At 75.2% G+C, this 23,451-nt stretch carries 22 protein-coding genes; 9 read left to right on the top strand and 13 right to left on the bottom strand.

Annotation, left to right across the window (positions count from 1 at the left end; all coding sequences use genetic code 11):
* Nucleotides 1–105: 105 nt before the first annotated feature.
* The gene (thrS, locus tag D5H75_RS25105; protein ID WP_242454497.1) at nt 106–1,344 is read right to left on the bottom strand and encodes a threonine--tRNA ligase; all 1,239 of its coding nucleotides are present in this window, start codon (nt 1,342–1,344) and stop codon (nt 106–108) included.
* 288 nt (nt 1,345–1,632) lie between these two features.
* Between thrS and D5H75_RS25100 the strand changes: the two genes are divergently transcribed.
* Entirely contained in the window at nt 1,633–3,213 is a 1,581-nt protein-coding gene (locus D5H75_RS25100) for a BCCT family transporter (RefSeq protein ID WP_119928997.1), read from the top strand.
* Nucleotides 3,214–3,282: 69 nt separating this feature from the next.
* Here the strand turns inward: D5H75_RS25100 and D5H75_RS25095 are convergent, their stop codons facing one another.
* Nucleotides 3,283–4,305, bottom strand: a complete 1,023-nt coding sequence (locus D5H75_RS25095) for a TetR/AcrR family transcriptional regulator C-terminal domain-containing protein (protein WP_340137773.1) — start codon at nt 4,303–4,305, stop codon at nt 3,283–3,285.
* A 48-nt stretch (nt 4,306–4,353) separates the two neighbouring features.
* Nucleotides 4,354–4,689 carry an ArsR/SmtB family transcription factor gene (locus tag D5H75_RS25090; RefSeq protein WP_119928996.1) on the bottom strand — a complete coding sequence of 112 codons (336 nt, stop codon included), beginning with the start codon at nt 4,687–4,689 and terminating at the stop codon, nt 4,354–4,356.
* An 85-nt stretch (nt 4,690–4,774) separates the two neighbouring features.
* Here D5H75_RS25090 and D5H75_RS25085 point away from each other — a divergent pair, with 85 nt between their 5' ends.
* Both D5H75_RS25085 and D5H75_RS25080 read left to right on the top strand, forming a co-directional pair.
* Nucleotides 4,775–6,253 carry an MFS transporter gene (locus tag D5H75_RS25085; protein WP_202638487.1) on the top strand — a complete coding sequence of 493 codons (1,479 nt, stop codon included), beginning with the start codon at nt 4,775–4,777 and terminating at the stop codon, nt 6,251–6,253.
* 139 nt (nt 6,254–6,392) lie between these two features.
* Nucleotides 6,393–7,172 carry a putative protein N(5)-glutamine methyltransferase gene (locus tag D5H75_RS25080; protein ID WP_119928995.1) on the top strand — a complete coding sequence of 260 codons (780 nt, stop codon included), beginning with the start codon at nt 6,393–6,395 and terminating at the stop codon, nt 7,170–7,172.
* Here the strand turns inward: D5H75_RS25080 and D5H75_RS25075 are convergent.
* Nucleotides 7,153–8,160 carry an ArsR/SmtB family transcription factor gene (locus tag D5H75_RS25075; protein WP_119928994.1) on the bottom strand — a complete coding sequence of 336 codons (1,008 nt, stop codon included), beginning with the start codon at nt 8,158–8,160 and terminating at the stop codon, nt 7,153–7,155. The two genes, D5H75_RS25080 and D5H75_RS25075, sit on opposite strands and share 20 nt — an antisense overlap.
* Nucleotides 8,161–8,218: 58 nt before the next feature.
* Between D5H75_RS25075 and D5H75_RS25070 the strand changes: the two genes are divergently transcribed.
* The 4 genes from D5H75_RS25070 to D5H75_RS25055 all read left to right on the top strand — a co-directional run bounded on the left by D5H75_RS25070 (nt 8,219) and on the right by D5H75_RS25055 (nt 12,623).
* A complete protein-coding gene (locus D5H75_RS25070) occupies nt 8,219–9,439 on the top strand; it encodes an MFS transporter (protein WP_119928993.1) in 1,221 nt (406 codons plus the stop codon).
* A gap of 120 nt (nt 9,440–9,559) precedes the next feature.
* Nucleotides 9,560–10,105, top strand: coding sequence for a TetR/AcrR family transcriptional regulator (locus D5H75_RS25065; RefSeq protein WP_119928992.1), 546 nt, complete (start codon nt 9,560–9,562; stop codon nt 10,103–10,105).
* Nucleotides 10,106–10,192: 87 nt separating this feature from the next.
* Nucleotides 10,193–11,608: an MFS transporter gene (locus tag D5H75_RS25060; RefSeq protein ID WP_119928991.1), complete on the top strand. Its 1,416-nt coding sequence runs from the start codon at nt 10,193–10,195 to the stop codon at nt 11,606–11,608.
* Between the two features lie 112 nt (nt 11,609–11,720).
* Nucleotides 11,721–12,623: an alpha/beta fold hydrolase gene (locus D5H75_RS25055; RefSeq protein ID WP_242454496.1), complete on the top strand. Its 903-nt coding sequence runs from the start codon at nt 11,721–11,723 to the stop codon at nt 12,621–12,623.
* Between the two features lie 54 nt (nt 12,624–12,677).
* On the opposite strand, the gene D5H75_RS25050 is transcribed toward D5H75_RS25055, so the two are convergent.
* The 3 genes from D5H75_RS25050 to D5H75_RS25040 form a co-directional block, all read right to left on the bottom strand.
* The gene (locus tag D5H75_RS25050; RefSeq protein ID WP_119928989.1) at nt 12,678–13,472 is read right to left on the bottom strand and encodes an alpha/beta fold hydrolase; all 795 of its coding nucleotides are present in this window, start codon (nt 13,470–13,472) and stop codon (nt 12,678–12,680) included.
* Between the two features lie 160 nt (nt 13,473–13,632).
* Nucleotides 13,633–14,502, bottom strand: coding sequence for an NAD-dependent epimerase/dehydratase family protein (locus tag D5H75_RS25045; RefSeq protein ID WP_119928988.1), 870 nt, complete (start codon nt 14,500–14,502; stop codon nt 13,633–13,635).
* 229 nt (nt 14,503–14,731) lie between these two features.
* A complete protein-coding gene (locus D5H75_RS25040) occupies nt 14,732–15,415 on the bottom strand; it encodes a TioE family transcriptional regulator (protein ID WP_119928987.1) in 684 nt (227 codons plus the stop codon).
* 89 nt (nt 15,416–15,504) lie between these two features.
* Here D5H75_RS25040 and D5H75_RS25035 point away from each other — a divergent pair, with 89 nt between their 5' ends.
* Nucleotides 15,505–16,686 (top strand): erythromycin esterase family protein, encoded by a 1,182-nt coding sequence (locus tag D5H75_RS25035; RefSeq protein WP_119928986.1) that lies wholly within the window; start codon nt 15,505–15,507, stop codon nt 16,684–16,686.
* On the opposite strand, the gene D5H75_RS25030 is transcribed toward D5H75_RS25035, so the two are convergent.
* From D5H75_RS25030 to D5H75_RS25005, 6 genes are all read right to left on the bottom strand, one after another.
* Nucleotides 16,679–16,906 carry an SAM-dependent methyltransferase gene (locus D5H75_RS25030; RefSeq protein ID WP_119928985.1) on the bottom strand — a complete coding sequence of 76 codons (228 nt, stop codon included), beginning with the start codon at nt 16,904–16,906 and terminating at the stop codon, nt 16,679–16,681. The genes D5H75_RS25035 and D5H75_RS25030 overlap by 8 nt on opposite strands.
* An 88-nt stretch (nt 16,907–16,994) precedes the next feature.
* Nucleotides 16,995–18,047, bottom strand: a complete 1,053-nt coding sequence (locus D5H75_RS25025; RefSeq protein WP_119928984.1) for a radical SAM protein — start codon at nt 18,045–18,047, stop codon at nt 16,995–16,997.
* 150 nt (nt 18,048–18,197) lie between these two features.
* Nucleotides 18,198–18,383 (bottom strand): 50S ribosomal protein L32, encoded by a 186-nt coding sequence (rpmF, locus tag D5H75_RS25020; RefSeq protein ID WP_119928983.1) that lies wholly within the window; start codon nt 18,381–18,383, stop codon nt 18,198–18,200.
* Between the two features lie 487 nt (nt 18,384–18,870).
* Nucleotides 18,871–19,554 (bottom strand): helix-turn-helix domain-containing protein, encoded by a 684-nt coding sequence (locus tag D5H75_RS25015; protein ID WP_119928982.1) that lies wholly within the window; start codon nt 19,552–19,554, stop codon nt 18,871–18,873.
* A 162-nt stretch (nt 19,555–19,716) separates the two neighbouring features.
* On the bottom strand, nt 19,717–20,007 hold the full coding sequence (locus D5H75_RS25010; protein WP_119928981.1) for a hypothetical protein: 291 nt from the start codon (nt 20,005–20,007) through the stop codon (nt 19,717–19,719).
* A gap of 29 nt (nt 20,008–20,036) precedes the next feature.
* Nucleotides 20,037–20,489, bottom strand: a complete 453-nt coding sequence (locus D5H75_RS25005) for a carboxymuconolactone decarboxylase family protein (RefSeq protein ID WP_119928980.1) — start codon at nt 20,487–20,489, stop codon at nt 20,037–20,039.
* Nucleotides 20,490–20,586: 97 nt separating this feature from the next.
* Here D5H75_RS25005 and D5H75_RS25000 point away from each other — a divergent pair, with 97 nt between their 5' ends.
* Nucleotides 20,587–23,394, top strand: coding sequence for an AfsR/SARP family transcriptional regulator (locus tag D5H75_RS25000; RefSeq protein WP_119928979.1), 2,808 nt, complete (start codon nt 20,587–20,589; stop codon nt 23,392–23,394).
* The last annotated feature ends 57 nt before the right edge of the window (nt 23,395–23,451 follow it).

The following is a 23,451-nucleotide window of genomic DNA, read 5'->3' as shown; positions in this document are numbered from 1 at the left end:
TACCGCCCCGCCCGTCAACGCCCCGTCCGGCACGCCGCCGCCCCCCGCTCCTGCCGTACGGCGTGAGCGGGGGGCGGCGTGGCCGGGCCGGCTGCCGGGGCGCCGTCAGGCCCAGAGCTCGTGGGAGCGGGAGGCGGCCACGGCCGCCACGCGGTCCACCAGCTCGGGGACGGGGAGCGCGCCGGGGCGGCGCCCGTCGCGCAGGCGCGGGGCCGCCAGCGAGTCCACGGCCTCCCGCGGCCCGATGACCGCCTGGTACGGCACGAGCCGGGCCTCGCGGATCCGCGCCCCGAGGGTCCCGCGCGAGGGGTCGGCGAGGTCGGCGCGCAGGCCCCGCTCGGCGCACCGCCGTACCAGCTCCAGGGCGGCGGGCACCTCCTGGTCGGTGACGGGCAGGGCCACGAGCTGGAGCGGGGCCAGCCAGGCCGGGAACGCGCCCGCGTGCGCCTCGATGAGGTGGGCGACGGCGCGCTCGACGCTGCCGATGATCGCGCGGTGGACCATGACCGGGCGGTGCCGCGCGCCGTCGGGGCCGATGTAGGACAGGTCGAAGCGCTCGGGCTGGTGGAAGTCCACCTGGACGGTGGACAGGGTGGACTCCCGCCCGGCCGGGTCGGCGACCTGTACGTCGATCTTGGGGCCGTAGAACGCGGCCTCGCCCTCGGCCGGTTCGTACTCCAGTCCCGAGGCGTCCAGCACCTCGGTCAGCATGGCCTCGGCGCGGCGCCACATCCCCGGGTCCGCGACGTACTTGCCGCCGCCGCCGGGCAGCGACAGCCGGAACCGGGCCGCCTCGATGCCCAGGTCGGCGTACGCGCGCCGGATCAGGCCGAGCGCGGCGGCGGCCTCCTCGCCCACCTGGTCCAGGGTGCAGAACACGTGCGCGTCGTTGAGCTGGATCGCGCGCACCCGGGTGAGCCCGCCGAGCACCCCCGACAGCTCCGCGCGGTACATCGGCCCCAGCTCGGCCATCCGGTACGGCAGCTCGCGGTAGCCGCGGGCGCGCGACCGGAACATGACCGCGTGGTGCGGGCACAGGCTGGGCCGCAGCACCACCTGCTCCCCGCCGAGGTCCATCGGCGGGAACATGTCGTCGCGGTAGTGCGCCCAGTGCCCGGAGATCTCGTACATCTCGCGTTTGCCGAGGACGGGGGAGTAGACGTGCCGGTATCCGGCCTTCCGCTCCACGTCGCGGACGTACTCCTCCAGGCTGTGCCGTACGGCGGCGCCGTCGGGCAGCCAGTACGGCAGGCCGGCGCCGATCAGCGGGTCGGTGCCGAACAGTTCCAGCTCGCGGCCGAGCCTGCGGTGGTCGGTCAGATGGTCGGTCATCTGGTCGGTCATGGTGGCCTCCGGGCGGGGCGGACGCCGCCGGGAGACGCCGAAGCCCCGGGGCGTCTGCCCCGGGGCTTCGGTCTGGTCAATGGTCAGCGCGCCGGGACGGTCTCCGGCGTCGTCGTCACGAAAGCGCGCTGCATACCGCCAGGCTACCAGCCGGGCCGGGCCGCTGATCGGAGAACGGCGAAGGCCCGACGCCGCGACGCGCGCCGACGGCGTCCCGCGCGGCGTGATTAGCGGGATTCACTCTGGGGATCATTTGTCTCACTCTCAGTAGCGATTCCTGGAGGTGTGGTGCGCCGGCTGAGACTCGATCTCCCTCTGCTGGCGGTCGCCGTGGGCTCGCTGCTGGCGGTGGTGCTGTGCGCGGCGGTCTTCACCGGGCCGGTCGCCCGGGGCGGGGACGCCGCGCTCGGCTGGGTCGTGGGCAACTTCGGCTGGCTGTTCGTGGTGGCCGCCGACCTCTTCCTGGTCCTGGCCGTCGTGCTGGCGCTCAGCCGGTTCGGGCGGATCCGCCTGGGCCGCGACGACGACGTCCCCGAGTTCGGCAACCTCGCCTGGACGGCGATGATGTTCAGCTCCGGGATGGGCATCGGCCTGATGTTCTACGGCGTGGCCGAGCCCATGACCCACCTGCTCAGCCCGCCGCCCGGGCTCGGCGTCAAGGCGGGCTCGCCGCAGGCCGCGCAGACCGCGATGGAGTTCTCCCTGTTCCACTGGACCCTGCATCCCTGGGCCATCTACGCGGTCACCGGGATGGCCCTGGCCTACTCCACGTTCCGCAAGGGGCGGGGCAACCGGTTCAGCGAGGCGTTCACCCCGCTGTTCGGCGGCCGGCCCAGGCCGGTCGTGGGGCGGGCGCTGGACCTGCTGGCCATCCTGGCGACGGCCTTCGGCACGGCGACGAGCCTGGGCCTCGGGGCGCTCCAGGTGGAGTACGGCCTGAACGAGCTGTTCGGGCTCAGCGGGCGGCGCCTCGAAGTGATCGTCATCATCGCGCTGACGGCCGCGTTCGTCGTGTCGGCGGCCAGCGGGGTGAACCGCGGCGTGCGCGTCCTCAGCACCCTCAACGTCTACCTGGTGGCGGCGCTGACGGTGTTCGTCTTCGTCTTCGGGCCGACCGTGGCGATCCTCGGCATGATCCCGGCCTCGCTCGGCGGGTACCTCGACGACCTGCTGCTGATGTCCTCGCGGACGGGCACGCTCGTGGACAAGGACTGGCTGAGCGCGTGGACGTTCTTCTACTGGGCGTGGTGGATGTCCTGGGCGCCGTTCGTGGGCGCGTTCATCGCCCGGATCTCCCGGGGGCGCACGATCCGGGAGTTCGTGATCGGCGTGCTGCTCATCCCGTCCGGGGCCAGCCTGCTCTGGTTCTCGGTCAGCGGCGGAAGCGCCGTGTGGATGCAGCTCTCGGGCGCGGCCGACTTCACCGCCAAGATCGCCGAGGGCGCCGAGGCGGCGATGTTCGCGCTCGTCGGGCAGTTCCCCCTCGGCACGCTCGCCGTCGCCGTCACCGCGGTCCTGGTGGCGCTCTACTTCATCACCAGCGCGGACTCGGCCGCCCTGGTGCTCGGCTCGCTGTCGGCGCGGGGCTCCCTCCACCCCCCGCGGCCGCTGGTCACCCTGTGGGGCGTGCTGGTGGGCGTGGTGGCGCTGGTGCTGCTGCTGGCCGGCGGGCTGGAGGCGCTGCAGCAGGCCACCATCCTGATCGCGCTGCCGTTCATGGTCGTCATGCTGCTGCTCTGCGTGGCCCTGGTGAAGGAGCTGCGCCAGGACCCGGGCGCGGGAGAGGCCCGCCACCCCCGCCACCGCGGGCTGCCCGACGCCCTCCGCCGGGTCAGCGGGGAGGACGAGGGCGAGCGGGCGAAGGGCTGACCGGGGCCCGGACGGCCGAAGGGCCGGGGCCGCGGCGCGGGCCGGCGGCCGTCCGCGCGGGCGCGCCGGTCAGCCGCCGCCGCGCCGTACGGCCGCCTCGATCCCGTCCAGGACCAGGGCCAGGCCCGCCTGGAAGGCGCGGGCCGCCTGGTGCTCCAGGTACGGCGTGCCGTCCTCGGCGGGGGGAGGGGCCTGCGCGCCCGACTCCAGCCACACGACGCCGGGGAAGCGCTCGGGGAAGGCGGGCTCCAGCTCCTGGAGCAGCCCGGTGCGTGCGTTCCACCAGTCCTCGTCGGACACGCCGGTCGCGCGCCCGGCCTGCCGGGCCTCGGCCGTGGTCCGCGCCGCGCCGGCCACGACGTTGAACAGCGTCGCCACGATCGGCCGCAGGCCGGCCGGGCCGAGGCCGGTGCCGCGCAGGACGGCCACCAGCGTCTCCAGCATGCGGTACTCGTTGGGGCCGAGGACCGGCCGCGCCTGCGAGAGCTGGAGCACCCAGGGATGCCGCAGGTAGAACTCGCGCAGGTCGCGGGCCCAGGCGGTCAGCGCCGCCCGCCAGCCCGCCGCCAGGTCGTACTCCCCGGGCAGCTCGCCCAGCACCCGGTCGTACATCAGGTCCAGCAGCTCGTTCTTGCCGGGGACGTAGGTGTAGAGGGCCATCCCGGTACGGCCGAGGCGCTGGCCCACCGCCCGCATGGACAGCGCCGCGAGGCCCTCCTCGTCAGCGACGGCGACGCCCGCCTCGACGATCGCCTCCACGGACAGGCCCGGCTTGGGCCCCGGGGCGGTCCGCGCCGGTCCGGCCCCGCGCCACAGCAGCTCCATCGAGCGCGCGGTGTCTCCCTGCCCGGCGAACACGGCCATGTCCGACCTCCTGGAGCCCAACGATTTACAGCCTAAAGATATCGGGCGCCGCGCCGGGCCCGCCCGGGTGCCGTACGCCCGGCGCGGCGGCTGGTTGACGCCGAGGGCGGGGGACACCGGCAGCCCGGCCCCGATGGCGGTGGGGTTGACGAAGAGGGGCGGCTCGTCGAGCAGGCCCCCGGCGATCAGGTTCGCGGCCGGCGTCGCGCCGCCGGCCACCCGCTGCACTCGCGCGGCGCGCCAGGGGGCCGGTCCGGGACGCGGCGGAGAGCGGGCTCAGGACGCGGCGGAGACAGGCGGCTCGGCGGCGGCGAGGCTCAGGATGGGGTCGAGGAGACCGGGGAAGCGGCGGCCCAGGTCGTCGGCGCGGGGGCGGATCCGGCGGTTCCTGCCGTCCACGGCCATGCTGATCAGCCCGGCCTCGCGCATGATGCGCCAGTGGTTCGACAGCGTCGACATCGGCACGTCCAGGCCGTCGGCGAGCTCCGAACACGTGGACCCGGGGCTGGCCCAGGCGCGCCGCACCAGCTCAAGGCGCACGGGGTCGCCGAGCGCGTGGAGCACCGGCGCGAGCGTCAGTGACTCGCGGGCGGGTTCGGGAAGCGGTCGCATCCCCTGACGATACCACATTGTTCGACACTTCGGGATTCTCGAACTATGGTGTGCCGGAGCATCCGCCTCACGAGAGGGATCAGTGTTGACCGCACACGCAGATGTGACGAGGACCGGATCGCCGGCCGTCCCGGACCCCCGGACGAACCGCGCGGCGCTGCTCACGGTGGTCTGTCTGGGCCAGTTCATGGTGCTGCTCGACAGCACGATCGTCGGCGCGGCGCTGCCCGACATGCAGCGGCGGCTGCACACCGGGCTGAACGGGCTGCAGTGGATCGTGGACGCCTACGTGCTGCTGGTGGCCATGCTGCTGCTGTCCGGCGGCGTCTTCGCCGACCGCTTCGGCCGCAAGAGGGTGTTCCTGTCCGGGGTCGTGGTGTTCACCCTCGCGTCCGTGGTGTGTTCGTTCGCGCCCTCGCTCGGCTGGCTGGTCGCCGGGCGGGTGCTGCAGGGCGTCGGGGCCGCGGCGCTGAGCCCCGCCTCGCTGGCCCTGCTCTCCGCCGCCTACCCCGTGCCGCAGGAGCGCGTCAGGGCGATCGGGCTGTGGGCCGGGTTCAGCGGGATCGGCCTGGCCGCCGGTCCGCTGGCCGGCGGCGTCCTGGTCGAGGTCTTCGGCTGGCCGGCCATCTTCCTCGTCAACGTGCCCATCGGCGCGATCCTGCTGCTGGCCGGGCTGCGCGTCCTGGCCGAGTCCCGCAACCCGGGCGCGCCCGCGATCGACGTCCCGGGCACGGTCCTGTCCGTCCTGAGCGTGGGCGCGCTGACCTACGCCCTGATCGAGGGCGGCTCCCGCGGCTGGACCTCGCCGGTGATCCTGGGCGGCTTCGCCGCCGCCGCGGCGCTCCTCGCCGCCTTCGTCGTCGTCGAGGCGCGGGTCGCGGCGCCGATGCTGCCGCTGCGGCTGTTCCGGCGGCGGCTGTTCACGGTGTCCAACGTCGCGATGGTCGTGGTGGGGTTCGCGCTGATGGGCTCGTCCTTCTTCTTCTCCCAGTTCTTCGTGTACGTCCAGGGCGCCTCGATCCTGGAGGCGGGCCTGCGGACCCTGCCCGCCACCCTCGCCATGGTGGTCGTCAGCCCGTACGCCGGCCGGCTCGCCGCCAGGCACGGCTTCCGCGTCGTGGTCACCGCCGGGCTGGCGCTGGCCGGGCTGGGCCTGGTCGCGCTGGGCTTCGTCCACGCCGGCACCGGTTACGCGAACGTGTGGTGGCGGCTGGCCGTCGCCGGCGTCGGCTTCGCCCTGACCATGTCCCCGCTGACCGGCGCGGCCATCCAGGCCGTCAGCCCGCGGGAAGGGGGCCTCGCCTCGGGCGTCAGCAGCACGACGCGGCAGATCGGCGCGGTGCTCGGCGTCGCGGTGCTCGGAGCCGTGGTGCACACCCGGGAGGCCGCTGGCGCGTCCTTCGCGGCCGGGCTCAACGCCGCCTTCCTCACGGCCGGCGCCGTCACCCTGGTCAGCGCCGTGTTCACCGGCCTGCTGATGACCAGGTCCGGGCCCGCGGCCGAATCCACGCCCCCGGGCCGGCCCGGCGGCCCCGGTTCGCGCGGGGCGGAGGCGGTCGGCTAGGGTTGCCGGGCCGTACCACGCGCGACCGAGGAGGTGAGACCCATTCCGCCATGTCAGGCCGGGTGCTCACTCCCCGCGCCGCCGCGTCAGCGAGGCTGAGCCGGGGGAGCGCCCGTCGGTCGATCCGAAAGGCTTCCCCATGTCATCAGTCACCGAGCTGACCGAGCCCGCCGTCACCGCCCGGCTCCGCGCCGCCGGCTGCGTCTTCGCCGAGGACGAGGCGCGGCTGATCCTCTCCACCGCCCGCACCGCCGCCGAGCTGGAGACCATGGTCGTACGGCGGGCCGCCGGCGAGCCCCTCGAACACGTCCTCGGATGGGCGGAGTTCCGCGGGCTGCGCGTCGCCGTGGAACCCGGGGTGTTCGTGCCGCGCCGCCGTACGGAGTTCCTGGTGGAGCGGGCGGTGGCCGTCGCGCCGCCGGACGCCGTGGTCCTGGACCTGTGCTGCGGAACCGGCGCGCTGGGGCTCGCGCTGGCCGCCGCGCTGGGGCCGGTCGAGCTGCACGCCGCCGACATCGAGCCCGCCGCCGTCCGGTGCGCCCGGCGCAACCTGCCCGCCGGGCGGGTGTACGAGGGCGACCTGTTCGAGCCGCTGCCGGCCGCGCTGCGCGGGCGGGTGGACGTGCTGCTCGCCAACGTGCCGTACGTGCCCAGCGCCCACGTCGCGCTGCTGCCGGCCGAGGCCCGCGACCACGAGCCGCTGGTCGCGCTGGACGGCGGGGCCGACGGGCTCGACGTGCTGCGCCGCGTGCTCGGCGGCGCGCCCTCGTGGCTGGCCCCCGGCGGGAGCCTGCTGTTCGAGACCGGCGAGCGGCAGGTCGCCGCCGCGCTGGAGGCGGTGGCCCGCGCCGGGCTGACGGCGCGGGTGGACACCTGCGAGGACCTGGGCGCCACGGTCGTCACGGCGCGGAGGGCCTGACCGGCCGCTCCGCCCCGGGTTCCGGGGACGCCGCCGCGACCAGCGCGTCGCCCGCCGCGGTCCGGTAGTACAGGACCGACCGGCCGGCGCGGCGGCGTCCCGCCAGGCCCGCCTCCAGGAGGATCCTCACGTGCCGGCCGACGGAGCCGAGCCCCAGGCCGGTCAGGGCGACCAGGTGCGTCGTGCTCTTGGGCGTGGCCAGCAGCAGGAGCACGGCGGCGCGCCCGGCGCCGAGCAGGCGGGCCAGGGCCCGCGGGACCGGCGCCGGGCCGGGGTCCGCCAGCGCGCCCGAGCAGGGGTACACGATCGCGTACCGCGTCCCGGGCTCCCAGGCGGCCCAGCCCTGCCGCGGCGTCACGGGGACGAACAGGAGCTGGGCGCGGCCGATCTCGCGGGGCGGGTAGTCGTGGGTGTTGATCTGGAGGCGGTCGCCGCCCAGCCAGCGCATGCCCGGCCGCATGTCGTCGATGGCGGCCGCCCACCCGCCCTGCCCGAGCTGCCGCGTCCTGGCCACGATGTCCGCCTCCAGGACGCGGCGGCGGCGCTCCCACGTCGGCGCGACCGTGCGCGTCCACACCCACTCCAGCAGCCCGGCCGCGCGGCGGGGCAGGTCGGGCCGGTCCAGATCCGGGGGGACCGGCCCGCGCAGGGCCACCGCCAGATCGGCCAGCGCGGTCTCGGGAGGGGTGTCCCGGATCAGCGCGACCTCCTCTTCGAAGGTCCGCGCGACGTCTCCGGACGGGGCCGGGGTGAGGAAGTCGGGGATCCAGTTCCTTCCCCGCGCGACGTCCGAGAGCCGGGCCGCGACCGGGTCGGCGGCGAGCCGCGCGCGGTAGGCGGGCAGGTGCGTGTCGAGCCAGTGCCGCTCGCCCGGGTGGGAGGCCGCCGCCTCGCGCAGCGTGAACAGGCAGGCGGTGGCCTCGGCCAGCGGCGATATCACGAACCTGCCGCCCGCCAGGGTGTCCGCGCTGACCTGCCACCAGCCCACGTTTCGCCTCCCGGCGAAACAATAACGCCCGCCCCCGGCCGCCTCGCAGACTTCGCGCATGCGGACGTACAAGGATCTCTTCCGAGCCCGGGAGTACACCCCGCTCTTCGCGGCGGTCTGCGCGCAGGGCGCCGGCACCACCGTCAGCGGGCTGGCCCTCGGCGTCCTGGTGTACTCCTCCACCCGGTCGCCGCTGCTGGCGTCGCTGAGCATGTTCGGCTCGGCCTTCGCCCAGCTCTTCGGGGCGGTGTTCCTGATGTCGGCGGCCGACCGGCTGCCCCCGCGCGCCACGATGACCGGCCTGGGACTGCTGTTCGCCGCCTGCACCGTCGTGCTCGCCGTGCCCGGGTTGCCCCTGTGGGCGGTCTTCGTGATCATCCTCGGCGTCGGGGTGGCCTCCTCCGTCGGCGGGGGAGTGCGCTTCGGGCTGCTCACCGAGATCCTGCCCGCGGAGGGGTACCTGCTCGGCCGTTCCGTCCTCAGCATGGCGAGCGGGATCCAGCAGGTCGCCGGGTTCGCCCTGGGCGGCGTGCTCGTGGCCGCGGCGTCGCCGCGCGGCGCCCTGCTCGTCGCCGCCGCCCTGTACCTCGCCGCGGGCCTCATCTCCCGGTACGGCCTGAGCCCGCGCCCGCCGCGCGCCTCCGGGCGGCCGTCGGTGCGGGAGACCTGGCGGACCAACGCGGAGCTGTGGTCCTCGCGTGCGCGCCGCCGGATCTACCTGCTCCTGTGGGTGCCGAACGGGCTGATCGTCGGCTGCGAATCGCTCTTCGTGCCCTACGCGCCCGCCCACGCCGGGCTGCTGTTCGCCCTGGCCGCGCTGGGCATGCTCGCCGGGGACACCGTGGTCGGCCGGTTCGTGCCGCCCGCCCTGCGCCCCCGGCTGGGGCCCGCGCTGCGGCTGCTGCTGGCGGTGCCGTACCTGGCCTTCGCGCCGGCGCCGCCGCTGCCGGTCGCGGCGGTCCTGGTCACCGTGGCCTCGGTGGGCTACTCGGCGAGCCTGCTGCTCCAGGATCGCCTGGTCGCGCTCACCCCGCAGGAGATGAGCGGCCAGGCCCTCGGCCTGCAGTGGTCGGGCATCTTGACCATGCAGGGCGTCGGCGCCGCGATCGCCGGGGCCGTCGCCCAGTTCACGTCCCCGGCCACGGCGATGACGGTCATGGCCGCCGCCTCCGTCGCCGTCACCCTCGCGCTGGCCCCCGACCTGCGCCGCGACCCCGACGACTGCTCGGCCGCCCAAGCCGGTACGGCCCGGCCGGCGCGGACCGGCACCGGCACCTGAGGGCGGAGCCGCGCGGGAGTCCGCCGGGGGAGGGGCGCCCGCAGGCGGCACGCGCCCTGGCCGGGCGTCGAACCCGGGTGCCGGTTTGACCCGGAAAAGTGTGAGTGGTTTATTACTCACATGAAGACGGGCACTCGGCAGTTGTCCACCGCGGAGGAGCGGCGGCACACCGTGCTGCGGACGGCGATCGCGGCGTTCGCGGCGCGCGGCTACTACGGCACGACCACGACGGAGGTGGCCAAGGCCGCCGGGATCTCCCAGGCGTACCTCTACCGGCTCTTCCCGGACAAGGAGGCGCTCTTCGTCGCCGTGGTGGACCACTGTTCCGAGCGCATCCGCGAGTGCCACGCCGAGGGCGCGGCCCGGGCCGCGAGCGGCGACCCGGCCGAGGTGCTGCGGGCGATGGCCGAGGCGTACCAGCACCTGATCGCGGACCGCGACCTGCTCATGGTGCTGCTGCACGCCGCCTGCGCGGGCAGCGAGCCGGCGATCCGGGAGGCCGTCCGGGCCTGCTACGCCCGCCAGGTGGAGTACGTCCGCGCCGCCTCGGGCGCCTCCGACGAGCAGATCCGGCGCTTCTTCGGCGACGGGCTGCTGGCCAACGTGCTCGTCGGCATCGACGCGGGCGCGGTGGACGCCCCCTGGTCGCGCACCCTGCTCGGCTGAGTCCCCGTCACCGGGCCGCTCCGGCGGCCCTTTCTCGTCCCTGCTGAGTGAGTGGTCAACCACTCACACTTCCGAACGGAGTCCCGCATGCCCCGATCGAGGCGGCCGCACGCCGGCCCCGTCCTCGCGCTGCTGGCGTTCGCCCAGTTCATCAGCGCCATCGACTACAACATCGTCTACGTCGCCCTGCCCGCGATCGGCCGCGAGCTCGGCTTCACCCCGCAGACCCTGCAGTGGGTGGTCAGCGCCTACGCGGTGGCCTTCGGCGGGTTCCTGCTGCTGGGCGGGCGCGCGGCCGACATCCTGGGCCGCCGCCGGGTGTTCGCCCTGGCGCTGGCCCTGTACGGCGTCGCCTCGCTGGCCGGGGGACTGGCCGCGTCACCCGGCCCGATGGTCGCGGCCCGGGCCGTCCAGGGGCTCGGCGGCGCGCTGCTGCTCCCGGCCACGCTCTCACTGATCAACACGATGTTCGCCGAAGGCCCCGCGCGGAGCCGCGCCCTCGCCGTCTGGGGCGGCGCCGGCGGCGCGGGCCTGGCACTCGGGTCCCTCCTGGGCGGCGTCCTGACCAGCGCGTTCGGGTGGGCTTCGGTGTTCTTCGTGAACGTGCCGCTGGCGCTGGCCGCCGTGGTGGCCGCGTTCGCCCTGCTCCCGGCCGACGCGCGGGCCGCCCGGGGCCGCTTCGACCTGCCCGGCGCGCTCACCGCCACGCTGGGGTCCACGTCGCTGGTCTTCGCCCTGGTCCAGGGGCCCGAGGCGGGCTGGGCCAGCGGGCTCATCGCCGGGGCGTTCCTCGCCGGGATCGCGTTCCTCGGCCTGTTCGTGCTGGTCGAGGCCCGGTCCGCCGAGCCGCTGATGCCGCTGGCGCTGTTCGCCAACCGCAGCCTGACCGCCGCGATGGCGATCACGTTCATCTTCATGGGCACGTTCGGCGCGCAGTACTACATCCTCACCGTCCACCTCCAGGAGCTGAAGGGGTACGGCGCGCTCGCCACGGGGCTGGCGTTCCTCCCCGGCGGCCTGATCGGGCTCGTGGGCACCAAGGTCAGCGAGCGCCTGCTGATCCGCTGGGGGACGCGCGCCACGCTGCTGACCGGGATGACGCTCGGCGCCGCGGGCATGGCCGTGTTCGCCCTGGGAGTGTCCCCGCAGGCCGGCTACGCCTCGCTCCTGCCCGGTCTCCTCATGATCGGCCTCGGGCAGGGGATCGGCTGGACCGCCATGTTCGTCGCGGCCTCGACCGGCGTCGCCCCCGAGCGGCAGGGCATCGCCTCGGCGATGGCCTCCACCACACAGCAGATCGGCAGCGCCGTGGGCCTGGCCGTGCTCGTGGCCGTCATCAACGGCGGCGCGGCCGGCGCCCCGTCCGCCGGAGGGCTGCGCCTGGCCGGGCTGATCGCGGCCGCCCTCACCCTGGCCGGCGCCGCCGTGGCCCTCACCCTGCGCGGACCCCGCCCCGCGCCCGCCGTGCCCGGGGACCTGGCGGCGGCGGGCGCCCGCGACTGAGGGAGGGGGAGCGGAATGTTTATGGCGTAAGGTATTGTTGTCCCTAGATAGTTTACGCCGTAATGAATTAGGCCGCCCGGAGGCGAGCCAGAGGGGAGACACCGTGCCCGAGGTGAAGACACACGACGGGAGCGTCCTGGAGGCCGAGGTCCTGGGATCGGGGCCGGCGCTGCTGCTGCCGGTGAGCCCCAAGCCCGCCGAGGGCCCCCAGGCCGAGGAGATGCGCAAGTGGGGGATGGACCCCGCCCTCGGCCGTACGCTCATGGACGGGCTCAGCGACGCCTTCCGGGTCGTCGCGTTCGACTACGAGGGCCATGTCATGGCCCACCCCAAGCCCGGCACCCTCACCCCGGCGAACGTCGCCGCCGACTTCCTGGCCGTGGCCGACGCCGTGGGCGCGGAGCGGTTCGCCTACTACGGGTACTCCTGGCTGGCCCTGAGCGGCCTCCAGCTCGCCATCCGCACCGACCGCCTCTCGGCCCTGGCCATGGGCGGGTTCCCCCCGCTCGGCGGGCCGTACGCGGAGATGCTGCGGGTGACCGAGGCCACCCACGAGCTCTCGCTCGCCGGTGCCGCGGGCCAGGGCGGGGAACAGGGGCAGGCCCAGGGTGAGGCCCAGAACGAGGCTCAGGGCGAGGCCCGGGGTGAGAATTCGGGAGAGAAGGGCGGGGACGAGTTCGACTGGTCCGCCGTCGAGGTGACGATGTCGCCGGACCAGACACGGCAGTTCCTCACGCTGTACCGGGCCCTGGACGGGTTCGACGACGCCTCGGTCCAGGCGGGCCTCACCTGCCCCCGGCTCTGCTTCGCCGGGTCCGCCGACGAGATCCCGTACGGCGAGCGGTGGGGCGGCGTGCACGTCAGCATCGGCGGGCCGGTCATGCGCCGCCGGGCCGAGCTGGAGTCCCTGGGCTGGACGGTCCGGGTCCTCGACGGCATGGACCACACCCAGGCCATGCAGCCGCCGAACGTGCTCCCGGTCCTCCGCCCGTGGCTGGAGTCCGTCCTGCTCTGACGAGGGGCACGGCGTGAGCCCGCGCGCGGGCTCACGCCGTGCGGCCGCACCGGGTCAGGGCAGGGCCGGGGCGTCCAGGAACGGGGTGACGACGGCGGGGAGCAGCGGCGAGGCGGCCACGTCGTAGTGGGTGGCGCCGGGGATGATCGCCAGCCGCGAGGCGGGGCGGTCGGCGCCGTCCACGCCCGGGTCCCGCAGCCCGCCCCCGAGCAGCCGGTGGAACTCCAGCACGTGCTCGGGGCGGATCGAGTCGGCGTCCGCGAAGACCAGCAGCGTGGGCGGCCGCAGCTCGGCCACCTCCGCCGTCCAGTCGTAGTCCTTCCCCAGCAGCTCCGCCGTCTTGGCGATCAGCGCCGGCCAGTCGTCCGGGCGCGGCGCGAGCCGGGCGTAGCTCTCGTAGACGGGGGACTGCTTGAACGGCTCCGCCAGGTGCGGCCCGAAGCCGTCCATCGCCGCCAGCACCTCGGGGAAGTTGCCGTCGCGGCGGAAGGTCACCGAGACCAGGACCAGCCGCCGGACGACGTCCGGGTGCTGGATCGCGGTGCGCAGGGCCACCTCTCCGCCCAGGGAGTACCCCAGCAGGTCGATCCGCTCCGCGCCGAGGCGCCCGGCGAGCGCCGCGACGTCCTCGGCCATGGTCTCCGGGCGGAACGGCCGGTCGGCGTCCGCCGTCCGGCCGTGGCCCTGCAGGTCGACCGTGACCACCCGCCGCTTCTCCGCGAGGGCGGGCAGGATCGGCGCGAACATCTCGCCCGACCCCAGCCCGCCGTGCAGCAGCACCAGCGGGATCTCGCCGTCGCCGCTCTCCTCGAAGTAGAGCGACAGCCCGTTCACGTCCGCGTAGCCCATCACGCCGTCCTTTCCGCTCGGCGCGAGACCGCACTCGCGCTTCTCGCGTGTCTCACATGTCTCGCGTGCTTCACGGATGAGGACGCCGCCCGGGCCGCCGGCTCATCGCCGCAGGCCCGGAACGGGTGATCGTCACGCGCGCCGCGTGACGAAAAGGATGTCACACGCCCTGGGCGGCGAACCCCGTCCGCCAGGTGGGCCGCTCGGGCCGCCAGCCGCGCGACCGGGCGAGCGCGTTGAGGGCGCCGCGCTCCCAGGGCCGCCGCCCGGCGGTCCGCGCGGGGGCCGGGGCCCCGAGCGCCTCCGCGAGCACCGGGAGGTACTCGCACGCCGGGGCCGGCTCGTCGTCCACCACGTTCACCGGGCCCGCGGGCCAGTCCAGCGCCGCGACCGCCGCCCGCGCCGCGTCGGCGACGTGCACGAACGAGGCGACCCCGTCGTCGGCGACCACGTTCCCCAGGAACGGCGGGCCCGGCCTGCCGGACAGGGCGGCGGCGACCGGGCCGCCGGGGGCGTACCAGGTGCCGGGGCCGTACAGGAGGCCGTACCGCAGGATCACCGCGTGCTCCAGCTCCGCCGCCGTCTCCTCCAGCGCCTTCACCGCCGCGACGGTCCGCGCCCGGGGCTCGTCCGCCGTGTCGTCGAGCGGCACGGACTCGTCCGCGGGGCCCTCCCCCGGGGCGTACGCCCAGGAGATCGACTGCGCCACGATCCGCCGCACCCCGGCCGCCGTGGCGGCGTCCACGAGGTTGCGCGTCCCCTCGCGCCTGACCCGGCCGTTGGCGGCCCCGTCGGCCGCGGACAGGTCCGTCACCTGGTACATCACGACGTCCGGCGCGGCCTGCGCCACCACCCGCCGCAGCCCCTCGGCGTCGAGCACGTCGGCCCGCACGGCCTCGGCGCCCCGCGCCCGCAGCCAGTCGGCCCCGGCCGGGGACCGTGACGCCCCGACGACCTCGTGCCCCTCGACCAGCAGCGGAACGAGCTGCCGGCCCACGGCCCCGGTGGCGCCCGCCACGAACACCCGCATCGCGATCCCCTCCCCTCCGGGCACGGCCCCGAGCCCGCCCGGACAAGAGATCTTCGGCCCCGCCCGCGCCGGAGGGCAAATCGCGTCGCCGCTCCCGGAATCCCGGGGAGCGGGCGGGCGCCGGCCGTACCGGATGACGGAGAACGGCCTGACGCCCTGATGGCCTGGCGTCCCCGACACCGGCGCGGCGGAGGGCGGCCTTGAGGGCGGTGTTCTCCGGCGGGGAGGTTCAGGCGTCGCGGTCGCCGAGGTAGGCGTCCAGCGCGGCGGCGCCCCTGAGCATGGCGCGGCCCCGGTCGGACAGGCGGGCGCCCCAGTCGCGCAGGGTCGACTCCAGCGGGGCGACGCCCCCGGCGGAGCGGACCTGGGCGAGCAACGGGGCGATCTGCTCCAGCAGGTAACCGCCCCGCCTGAGCTGGTGGGCCAGCCGGGCGTCCCGCACGTCGGCCGCGCTGTAGACCCGGTAACCCGTCCGCGGATCGCGGCGCGGCCGTACCAGCCCGGCGCTCTCCCATTTGCGCAGGGTGGCGGGGCGGATGCCGAGCCGCCTGGCCAGCGGGCCGATGAACGTGTCGCCGCGCTCCTGCGGCACGGGGGCCAGGTCGCGGAGGGCCGCCTCGACGGCCTGGAGGGTGCGGCGGTCGTCGAGGAGCAGGCCGTGGCTCTCGTCGATGAGCCGCAGCGCGTCCTCGACCGCCCCGCGGTTGACCGCCCGCATGATCGCCGTGGCGGTCTGGTGGCCGTGCCCCGGCACGAGGGCGAGGAACGCGCGCAGGGCCCGGGCGTGCCGCGGCGTGTAGGTGCGGTAGCCGTGAACGGTGCGCTCGGCGGCGGGCAGGATGCCCGCGTCCTCGTAGTTCCTGATCGCCTGCGTGGACAGGTCGTGCTCGCGCGCCAGGTCCACCGGCCTCATGAGTGCATCACCGATTGAGGGTTCCTCGGGTAAGACAGGGGAATTCGCGCGGAAAGTCTACACCGAAGGTTCAACGATACCGTTTAAGCATGGACATCACGGACATGGCCTGGCCGCTCGACGGCACGGGCATCTCGGCGTTCCTCCGGTCGCTTCCCGCCCGGCCCCTGCTCCTCGGCCTGGGCGAGGCCCGGCACTTCGTCGGGGAACTGGGCGAGGCGCGCAACGAGGTCTTCCGGCATCTGGTGGAGCACGAGGGCTACCGGTCGTTCGCCATCGAGAGCGACTGCCTCATGGGCCTCCTCGTGGACGAGTACGTCACGACGGGCGCGGGCACGCTCGACGACGTCATGGAGCGCGGCTTCAGCCACGGCTTCGGCAAGCTCCCGGCCAACCGCGAACTCGTGCGCTGGATGCGGGCCTACAACGAGGAGCATGAGGAGAAGATCCGGTTCTTCGGGTTCGACGGCCCCCTGGAGTACTGGGCGGCGAGCCCGCGCCAGGCGCTCACCGGCCTGCGCGACCTCCTCGCCGGCCCGCTCGCGGACGCCGTGGTGACCAGGGAGACCCTCGACTCGCTGCTCGGCGCGGACGACCGCTGGTCGAACGAGGCCACCGCGATGGACCCGTCCCAGTCGATCGGCAGGTCGGAGGAGGCCCTGCGGCTGCGGCTGATCGCCGACGACCTGGTGGCGCTGCTCGAAACGCGGGCGCCGCGGCTGAGCGCGGAGGACCTGGAGCTCGCGGAGCTGTACGGACGCACCGCCGTGGGCCTGCTCCGCTACCACCACTGGATGGCCGACGCCTCCCCGGCGCGGTGGAGCCGCCTGTCGGCCCTGCGCGACGCGATGATGGCCGCCAACCTGCGCGCCATCGCCGAGCGCGGTCCCGCCCTGGTCTACGCCTCCAACCTCCACCTCCAGCGTGACAAGACCCGGATGTCGTTCGGCGACCACACGCTGGAGTGGTGGAGCGCGGGCGCGATCGTCGCCGCCCACCTGGGCGACCGCTACGCCTTCGTGGCCTCGGCCCTGGGCCGGACCGGCGACGACGTCCCGTCCCCCGACACCATCGAGGGCGCCCTCTCCGCCCTCCCGTGGGACCGCTCCCTGATCGAGGCCCGCCGCCTCCCCGAGGCCCTCCCCGCCCCCACCCCCCGCGCCTCCGCCGACTTCGCCTACTTCCCCCTGAACCCCGCCCACCTCCCCGCCACCGACGGCGTCCTCTTCCTCAGGCAGGCCGTCGACCTGGGCTCCCTCCCCCTCACCTAACCCCGCCACCACCCCACCGCCCGGCGCCGCGAGGGCGGCGCTTGCCGATGGCCGGCGCCGGGCGGGCCGGCGTGGCCGATGACGAGGTGCTTCCGGGAGGGTCAGGGCCGCGGTAGCGGGCGACGCCGCCGTACGGATCATCGGCGTCGGGGACGAGGTGCAGCACGGCGAACAGCGGGATCGCCACGGGGCGGGAGAAGCCGAGCGCGTCCACGGCCATCGGAACCCCTGCGGGCGGGGGTCGTCCGCCCCATCCCAGCCGCGCGAACCCCCGGGGAGGATCCCGACTCGGGACCCCGGGTCTCGCGCTACCGCCGGGCGGCCGAGTAGCCCGCGTGCAACTGACCGCAGGCGGCCTCGGCGTCGGCGCCGAACTGCTGGCGGCGCGCGGCGCGCACGCCCGCGTCGCGCAGGGCCGCCAGGAAGGCGCCGGCCCGGCGCGGGGGAGGGGGACGGTAGTCCGGGTTCACGCCCGCGGCGTGGTTGTAGGGGATGACGCTGACGTGGAACAGTCCCGGCCTGCGGCGGGCCCGCACCAGGCCGGCCAGGTCGCGCGCGTGCGCGACGCTGTCGTTGACCCGGTCGATCAGCAGGTAGGCCAGGTACACCTTGCGGCGGTTGACCTCGGCGTGCTCGTCCAGCACGGCGAGGCACTCCTCCAGGGGGAAACGGTGCTCCAGCGGGATCAGCGCGGCCCGCTCGGCGGGGTCGGGAGAGTGGACGGACAGGGTGATGACGACGCCGGGCCGTTCCCGCGCGAGGCGGCGCAGCCCGGGAAGGAAGCCGACGGTGGACACGGTGATCCGGCGCGGGCTGATGCCGAACATCAGGGGATCGGTCAACTGGCCGAGCGCCGTGAACGTGTGCGGGTTGGCCAGCGCCTCGCCCATCCCCATGAAGGACACGCTGCTGACCTGGGTCTCGCGCCGGAAGTGGAGGACCTGGTCGCAGATCTCGTCGGCGGTGAGGTTGCGGACCAGCCCGATCGCCCCGGTGGCGCAGAAGCCACAGCCGAGCCCGCATCCGGCCTGGCTGGAGACGCACAACGACGTCCATCCGGCGCGGTATCTGGAGAAGACCGTCTCGAAGCGCACCCCCCGCTCGGCCTCGAACAGGACCTTGCGCACCTGGCCCCGCCGTTCGGAGGCGACGGCGCGGATGCCGGGCCAGGAGGGCCCGAAGCGCGCGGCCAGGGCCGAGCGCAGGCCGAGGGGCAGCGCGGTCATCCGGCCGAACTCGGTGACGCCGCGGCCGAAGAGCTCGTGGAGTAGCTGCTGGAAGCGGTAGGGCGGCGCCCCCTGCCGTTCGAGGAACGACCGGACGCGGTGGGCGCGGGTGTCGGCGGGCCCGGGTGTGAGCATGTCGATCTCGACTCCGATGGGGAGGGAAGCGGGAGGAGGCGATGCCGGAGAGGAGTCCGGCATCCCCGGGGCCGGGTCACCGCGCGCGGAAGACGCCCCTGGTGGGGGGCCGTTCCAGGTGGCGGCGGTGATCCGGCGGGACGCCCCGGCTCAGGAGGGCCGGATGACCTGGCGTCCTCGGTACGTGCCGCAGGCCGGGCAGGCGGTGTGCGGCGGGGTGGGCGCGCCGCATCCGGGATTGCGGCAGGCCGTCAGGGTCGGGGCTTTCGCTTTCCACCGGGAGCGGCGGGCGCGGACGTTCGCGCGGGATTTCTTGCGAAAACCGGAAGAGGCCATTGTTCACCTTCGATCCGCTGGCTCGACGAACCTTGCGATGCCGTTTCAGGCATGACTCGGCCGCGGGCCGGCCCAGGAAAAAGGCCGGTCCGTGAATTCGGCGGCGGATCTATAAGTCGGAGACGGGCATGGTGCGACGCTCCCCGGGAGAAGAATCCTCAAGGACGGCTGTTCAGGGCGGGGCCGGCGGGCGGAAGGAACCGCAGGGCCGGTGCGGGGACCCGGCTCGCGGGCCGGGTGGGAACGCGCGGAATCCTCCGGACACGGGAGCAGTGCTCAGACCGTGCCGGAGCGTCGCTAAACGGCGTACTGAGCCGCGGGCCGCCTGTGCGCCAACATGCGGGCATCGTAACAACCGTCACCGCCGTGCGCCCACTCAATATTCGCCGCCGCGGTTATCGCTCCGTTCCGGCGCCGGATCGTGGCGTCCGCCGGACGTTTTTCCGGCGCCGGGAACGCGGCGTCGCCGAATGCGACGGCGCGGCGGTCAGAGGTGGTGGAGGCGGTGACCGATGACGCGGGCCGGGGTCAGCCGGAACCGGACGCCGGAACCGGGGCCTGGGCCGGAACCGAGGCCGGAACCGGAATCGGGACCTGGGCCGGAACCGGAGCCGGCGGCGGGGTCCGGGCCGGTGCCGGGGTCCGGCGCGCGGTCGCCGGGCTCCTGGCGGGCGGGGCCCTGGATCAGGACCGTCCAGCCGGCGTGGGTGGAGTCGTCGATGTGGTCCACCTGCAGGGCGAGGCTCGGAACGGCGCGGAGGGCGTCGTCCACGCCGGGCACCGCGCGGAAGACGACGGCGCCGGGGAGGACCCGGTAGGCGACGGGGAGGACCGTGGGCCCGTGCGGTCCCGCGAACGCGACGCGCGCCACGCCGCCGGGGGAGATGAGCCCCAGGCACTCCTCGCGGCCGAGCTCCTCCGGGTCACGGTGCACGGCGGGGCCGGGCGGGACCTCCGTGCGCTCGCCGAGGAGGTCGCCCACGGTGGTCCTGAGCGCGTCGGCCAGCCGGCGCAGGGTGGGCTCAGCGGGCCGGGCGGCGCGTTCTTCCAGGTAGGCGAGGTAGGCCGGGGCGATGCCCGCGCGCTCGGCGAGCTCCCCGCGGGTCAGCCCCAGGCGCGCGCGGCGGTGGGCGACGCGTCGCCCCAGGTCCCCGGATGATCCCATGCTCATGGCCGGCGCCTCCTCCCCTTCGAGCGTAGGCGGGAACCGGGAACCGCGCGCCGGCGTACGGCACGGCCACGCGATCACGTGCGCGACGCGCCGTACGGCCCGGGCGAGGCGTGGCCGCCCGGGGGCCGTACGGAATCCGCGGCGGGGCGGGGAGGCGGCGGCTCAGTGCTCGTCGACGACCTCGCCGTTCAGGGCGGTGTGGTCCGCGGTGAGGGCCATGGTCAGCGGGGCCTCCGGGAATGTGGGGATCGAGGCGAGCGCGGCGCCCATCTGCTCGGCGCTCTCCCAATGCCAGATGTCGGTGTAGGTGCCGTCCTCCAGCCGGATCAGCACGGCGTGGGTCAGGCCGGGGTGGCCCTCCCGGACGGTCGCGATCAGCGACCCGCGGCGGGCCAGGAACTCCTCCAGGTCGGCGTCGGCGACGGAGTAACGGTGCGAGCGTACGGCGGACATCGGTGTGTCTCCTCGTCGTGGGGGTTCGGTCACCAGGAGCCGGCGATCTGCCGGATCGGGGCGTTCAGGCGGTTGAAGAGGTTGGTGGTGGCGATCATCAGCAGGATCGAGGCGAGCTGCTTCTCGTCGAAGTGGTCGGCGGCGTCGTCCCAGACCTCGTCGGGCACGGCGTCCGCGCGGTCGGCCAGCCGGGTCGCGGCCTCGGTCAGCGCCAGCGCGGCCCGCTCGGCGTCGGTGTAGTACGGGGCCTCCCGCCAGGCGGCGACCAGGCCGACCCGGTCGTCGCTCGCGCCGAGCTTGCGCAGGTTCTTCAGGCCGGCGTCCACGCAGAAGGAGCAGCCGTTGATCTGGCTCACCCGCAGGTGGATCAGCTCCATGAGCTCCTGGGGGAGGCCCTGCGACTGCGCGGCCCGCATCAGCTCCATGATCGGCTTCATGGCCTCGGGGATGATCGTCGCGGGGTTCTTCATCCGGGGTTCCATCGTTCACTCCTTCGTCGCGGTTGGCGTGAGATCAGAGTGAATGTCGGGATTGATAGATTCGCGATGCGCGGACGATGTGGCGGCGATGGGGAGACCGATGCTTCGCTTCACCCTTCTCGGCCCCGTCCAGGTGATCGTGGACGGTGCGCCGCTGACCGGCATCGCCCCACGTCATCGGGCGGTGCTGGGGTACCTCCTGCTCAACGCGGAGCGGGTGATCGGCATCGAGCGGCTGATCGACGCGATGTGGGGCTACGACCGGCCCGACACCGCGCGGTCCCAGATCCACGCCTCGATCACCGCGATCCGCAAGGTGCTGCGCGGCGCGGGGGCCGCCGGGCTGCTGGAGACGCGCGCCGGCGGCTACGTCGCCCATCCCGGGCCCGGGCAGGTGGACGCGCTGGAGTTCACCGAGCTGGTGGCCGCGGGAGACCTGCGCGAGGCCCTGGCGCTGTGGCGCGGGGAGGCGCTGGAGGACGTGCACGCGCACTACGCCGGCGGCGTCCGCGAGCTGTGGAACGACCGCCGCCTGTCGGCGTACGAGCGGCTGGCCGAAGGCGAGCTGGCCGCCGGGCGGCACGCCGACCTCCTCGACGAGCTGGCGGCGCAGGTGGCCGCGAACCCGCTCCGCGAGAGGCTCAACGGGCACCTGGTCCTGGCCCTGCACCGCGCGGGCCGGCAGGCCGACGCTCTGGCCGCGGCGCGCGCCTACCGTACGGCTCTCGCCGAGGAGCAGGGCCTCGACCCCGGGCACGCCTTCACCGAGCTGGAACGGGCGGTCCTGACGGACGACCCCGCCCTCCGCCTGGCGGACGGCCCGGCCCCGCGCCCGGCCGCGCGGCCCGCGCCCGCGCCGCCGCGCCGCTCCACCTACCTGCCCTACGACATCCCCGACTTCTCCGGCCGGGACGCCGAGCTGGACCGGCTCGCCGGGCACGGGCACGGGGCGGCGGTCGTCACGATCGACGGCATGGCCGGGGTCGGCAAGACCGCCCTCGCCGTCCACGTGGCCCACCGGCTGGCCGACCGCTACCCGGACGGCCGCCTCTTCATCGATCTGCGGGCCCACACCGCCGGCCGGGAGCCGGTCGACGCCTCCGCCGCGCTGGAGGCCCTCCTGCGCCAGCTCGGGGTGCCCGCCGACCGGATCCCGGTCTCTCCGGCCGAGCGGGGCGCCCTGTGGCGCGCCGAGCTGGCCGGACGGCGTGTGCTCGCCGTACTGGACAACGCCGCCGGCGCCGAGCACGTGCGGCCCCTGCTGCCGGGGCGCTCGGAGACCCTCGTCCTGATCACCAGCCGGCGGCGGCTCGTGGACCTGGACGGCGCCCACGCGCTGTCGGTCGACGTGCTGGACGAGGACGACGCCGCCGCGCTGTTCGAGCGGATCGTGGGCGAGCGCGCCCGCCGGGAGCCCGGCGCCGTGCGCGAGGTGCTGCGCCTGTGCGGCCGCCTCCCGCTCGCCATCCGGCTCGCGGCCGCCCGCCTCCAGCACCGCCCCCGCTGGACCGTGGCGTACCTCGCGGGCCGCCTGCGCGACCACCGCAGGCTCCTGGACGGGGTGTCGGCGGCCTTCGCCCTCTCCTACGAGCAGCTCGACGAGGCCGAGCAGCGCCTGTTCCGCCTGCTCGGGCTCGCCCCGGGCCGCGACATCGACGCGTACGGCGCGGCGGCCCTGGCGGGGATCCCGGCGGACGAGGCCGAGGAACTCCTCGAGGCCCTGCTCGACGCGCACATGCTCCTGCAGCTCGAACCCGGCAGGTACACCTTCCACGACCTGCTGCGCGAGCACGCCCGCTCGCTCGGCGAGGACGACGACGCCCTCCTGCGGCTGCTCACCTACTACCTGCACCGCTCGCGCGCGGCGGTGGACCTGCTCTTCCCCGACACCCTGCGGGAACGGGAGGGCATCCCCCGGCCGGAGGCCCCGATCCCGCCGTTCCGCGACGCCGCGGAGGCGTCCGCCTGGCTCGACGCCGAACGCTCCAACATCATCGCGACCGCCGTCCACGGCCCCGAGATCTGCCTGGGCATGCTCGGGCTGGCGCTGCGGCCGTACCTCGACCGGCAGGCGCACCACGACGACGCGCTCACCCTGCACACCCTGGTGCTCCGGCGCAGCCGCAAGCTCGGCCCCCTCCACCGCGAGTTCGAGGAGCAGGCGCTCACCAACCTGGCGTGGACCCACTGGCGGCTCGGGGAGTACGAACGGGCCGAGGAGCACGCCGCCGCGGCCCTCGGCATGTGCGAGGCGCCCGGCGAGCGCGCCCGGGCACTGCTCACGCTGGGCAGCGTGGCCCTGCGCCGCCGCCAGGACGCGCGGGCGGAGGAGCACCTCCGGCGGGCGCTGGACCTGGCCAGGATCGGCGCCGACACCTGGGGCGAGGCGCAGGTGCTCGGGGCGCTCGCCCTCGCCCTCGACCGGGCGGGCCGCTCGGGGGAGGCCCGCCGGCACCTCGACCTGGCGCTCGCGCTCCACCGCAAGGTCGGCAACCCGGCGGGGGAGGCCATGACCCTGGACCACCTCGGCGTCGTGCTGCGCCACCAGGGCGACCTCGCCCAGGCGCGCGCCCGCCACGAGCGGGCCGCGGCCCTCTGCCGCGCGCTCGGCGACACCGCCGCCGAGGCCGCCGCGCTCAACGGCCTGGCCGAGGCCGCGGGCGACCCGGCGCGGGCGGCCGAGGAGCACGCCGCCGCGCTCGCGCTCGCGGACCGGACGGGGAACCGGCCGGAGCAGGCGCGGGCCCACCACGGCCTGGCCCGCGCCCACCTCGCCCTCGGGCGCCCGGAGCGGGCCGCCGAGCACGCGCGGCCGGCCCTCGCCCTCTACGAGGAGCTGGGCGTCCCCGAGGCCGGGGAGGCGCGCGCCTTCCTGGAGCACACCAGGGCGCCCGGCCGTACGGCCTGAGCCCCGCGGCCCCGGACCCGCCGCGTCACGACCACGTCACGACGCGCGGCGCCGGCG

This window comes from Bailinhaonella thermotolerans (genome assembly GCF_003594875.1).
GTDB lineage: Bacteria > Actinomycetota > Actinomycetes > Streptosporangiales > Streptosporangiaceae > Bailinhaonella > Bailinhaonella thermotolerans.
Note: the sequence above shows the minus strand (reverse complement) of the source record. Positions and strands in the feature narration are given on the sequence as shown.

Coding starts and splice junctions, on each gene's coding strand:
- thrS (WP_242454497.1), bottom strand. CDS start 1,344: ATGACCGACCAGATGACCGACCATCTGACCGACCACCGCAGGCTCGGC.
- D5H75_RS25090 (WP_119928996.1), bottom strand. CDS start 4,689: ATGCGACCGCTTCCCGAACCCGCCCGCGAGTCACTGACGCTCGCGCCG.
- D5H75_RS25080 (WP_119928995.1), top strand. CDS start 6,393: ATGTCATCAGTCACCGAGCTGACCGAGCCCGCCGTCACCGCCCGGCTC.
- D5H75_RS25070 (WP_119928993.1), top strand. CDS start 8,219: ATGCGGACGTACAAGGATCTCTTCCGAGCCCGGGAGTACACCCCGCTC.
- D5H75_RS25065 (WP_119928992.1), top strand. CDS start 9,560: ATGAAGACGGGCACTCGGCAGTTGTCCACCGCGGAGGAGCGGCGGCAC.
- D5H75_RS25060 (WP_119928991.1), top strand. CDS start 10,193: ATGCCCCGATCGAGGCGGCCGCACGCCGGCCCCGTCCTCGCGCTGCTG.
- D5H75_RS25050 (WP_119928989.1), bottom strand. CDS start 13,472: ATGGGCTACGCGGACGTGAACGGGCTGTCGCTCTACTTCGAGGAGAGC.
- D5H75_RS25045 (WP_119928988.1), bottom strand. CDS start 14,502: ATGCGGGTGTTCGTGGCGGGCGCCACCGGGGCCGTGGGCCGGCAGCTC.
- D5H75_RS25040 (WP_119928987.1), bottom strand. CDS start 15,415: ATGAGGCCGGTGGACCTGGCGCGCGAGCACGACCTGTCCACGCAGGCG.
- D5H75_RS25035 (WP_119928986.1), top strand. CDS start 15,505: ATGGACATCACGGACATGGCCTGGCCGCTCGACGGCACGGGCATCTCG.
- D5H75_RS25030 (WP_119928985.1), bottom strand. CDS start 16,906: ATGGCCGTGGACGCGCTCGGCTTCTCCCGCCCCGTGGCGATCCCGCTG.
- D5H75_RS25025 (WP_119928984.1), bottom strand. CDS start 18,047: ATGCTCACACCCGGGCCCGCCGACACCCGCGCCCACCGCGTCCGGTCG.
- rpmF (WP_119928983.1), bottom strand. CDS start 18,383: ATGGCCTCTTCCGGTTTTCGCAAGAAATCCCGCGCGAACGTCCGCGCC.
- D5H75_RS25015 (WP_119928982.1), bottom strand. CDS start 19,554: ATGAGCATGGGATCATCCGGGGACCTGGGGCGACGCGTCGCCCACCGC.
- D5H75_RS25010 (WP_119928981.1), bottom strand. CDS start 20,007: ATGTCCGCCGTACGCTCGCACCGTTACTCCGTCGCCGACGCCGACCTG.
- D5H75_RS25005 (WP_119928980.1), bottom strand. CDS start 20,489: ATGGAACCCCGGATGAAGAACCCCGCGACGATCATCCCCGAGGCCATG.
- D5H75_RS25000 (WP_119928979.1), top strand. CDS start 20,587: ATGCTTCGCTTCACCCTTCTCGGCCCCGTCCAGGTGATCGTGGACGGT.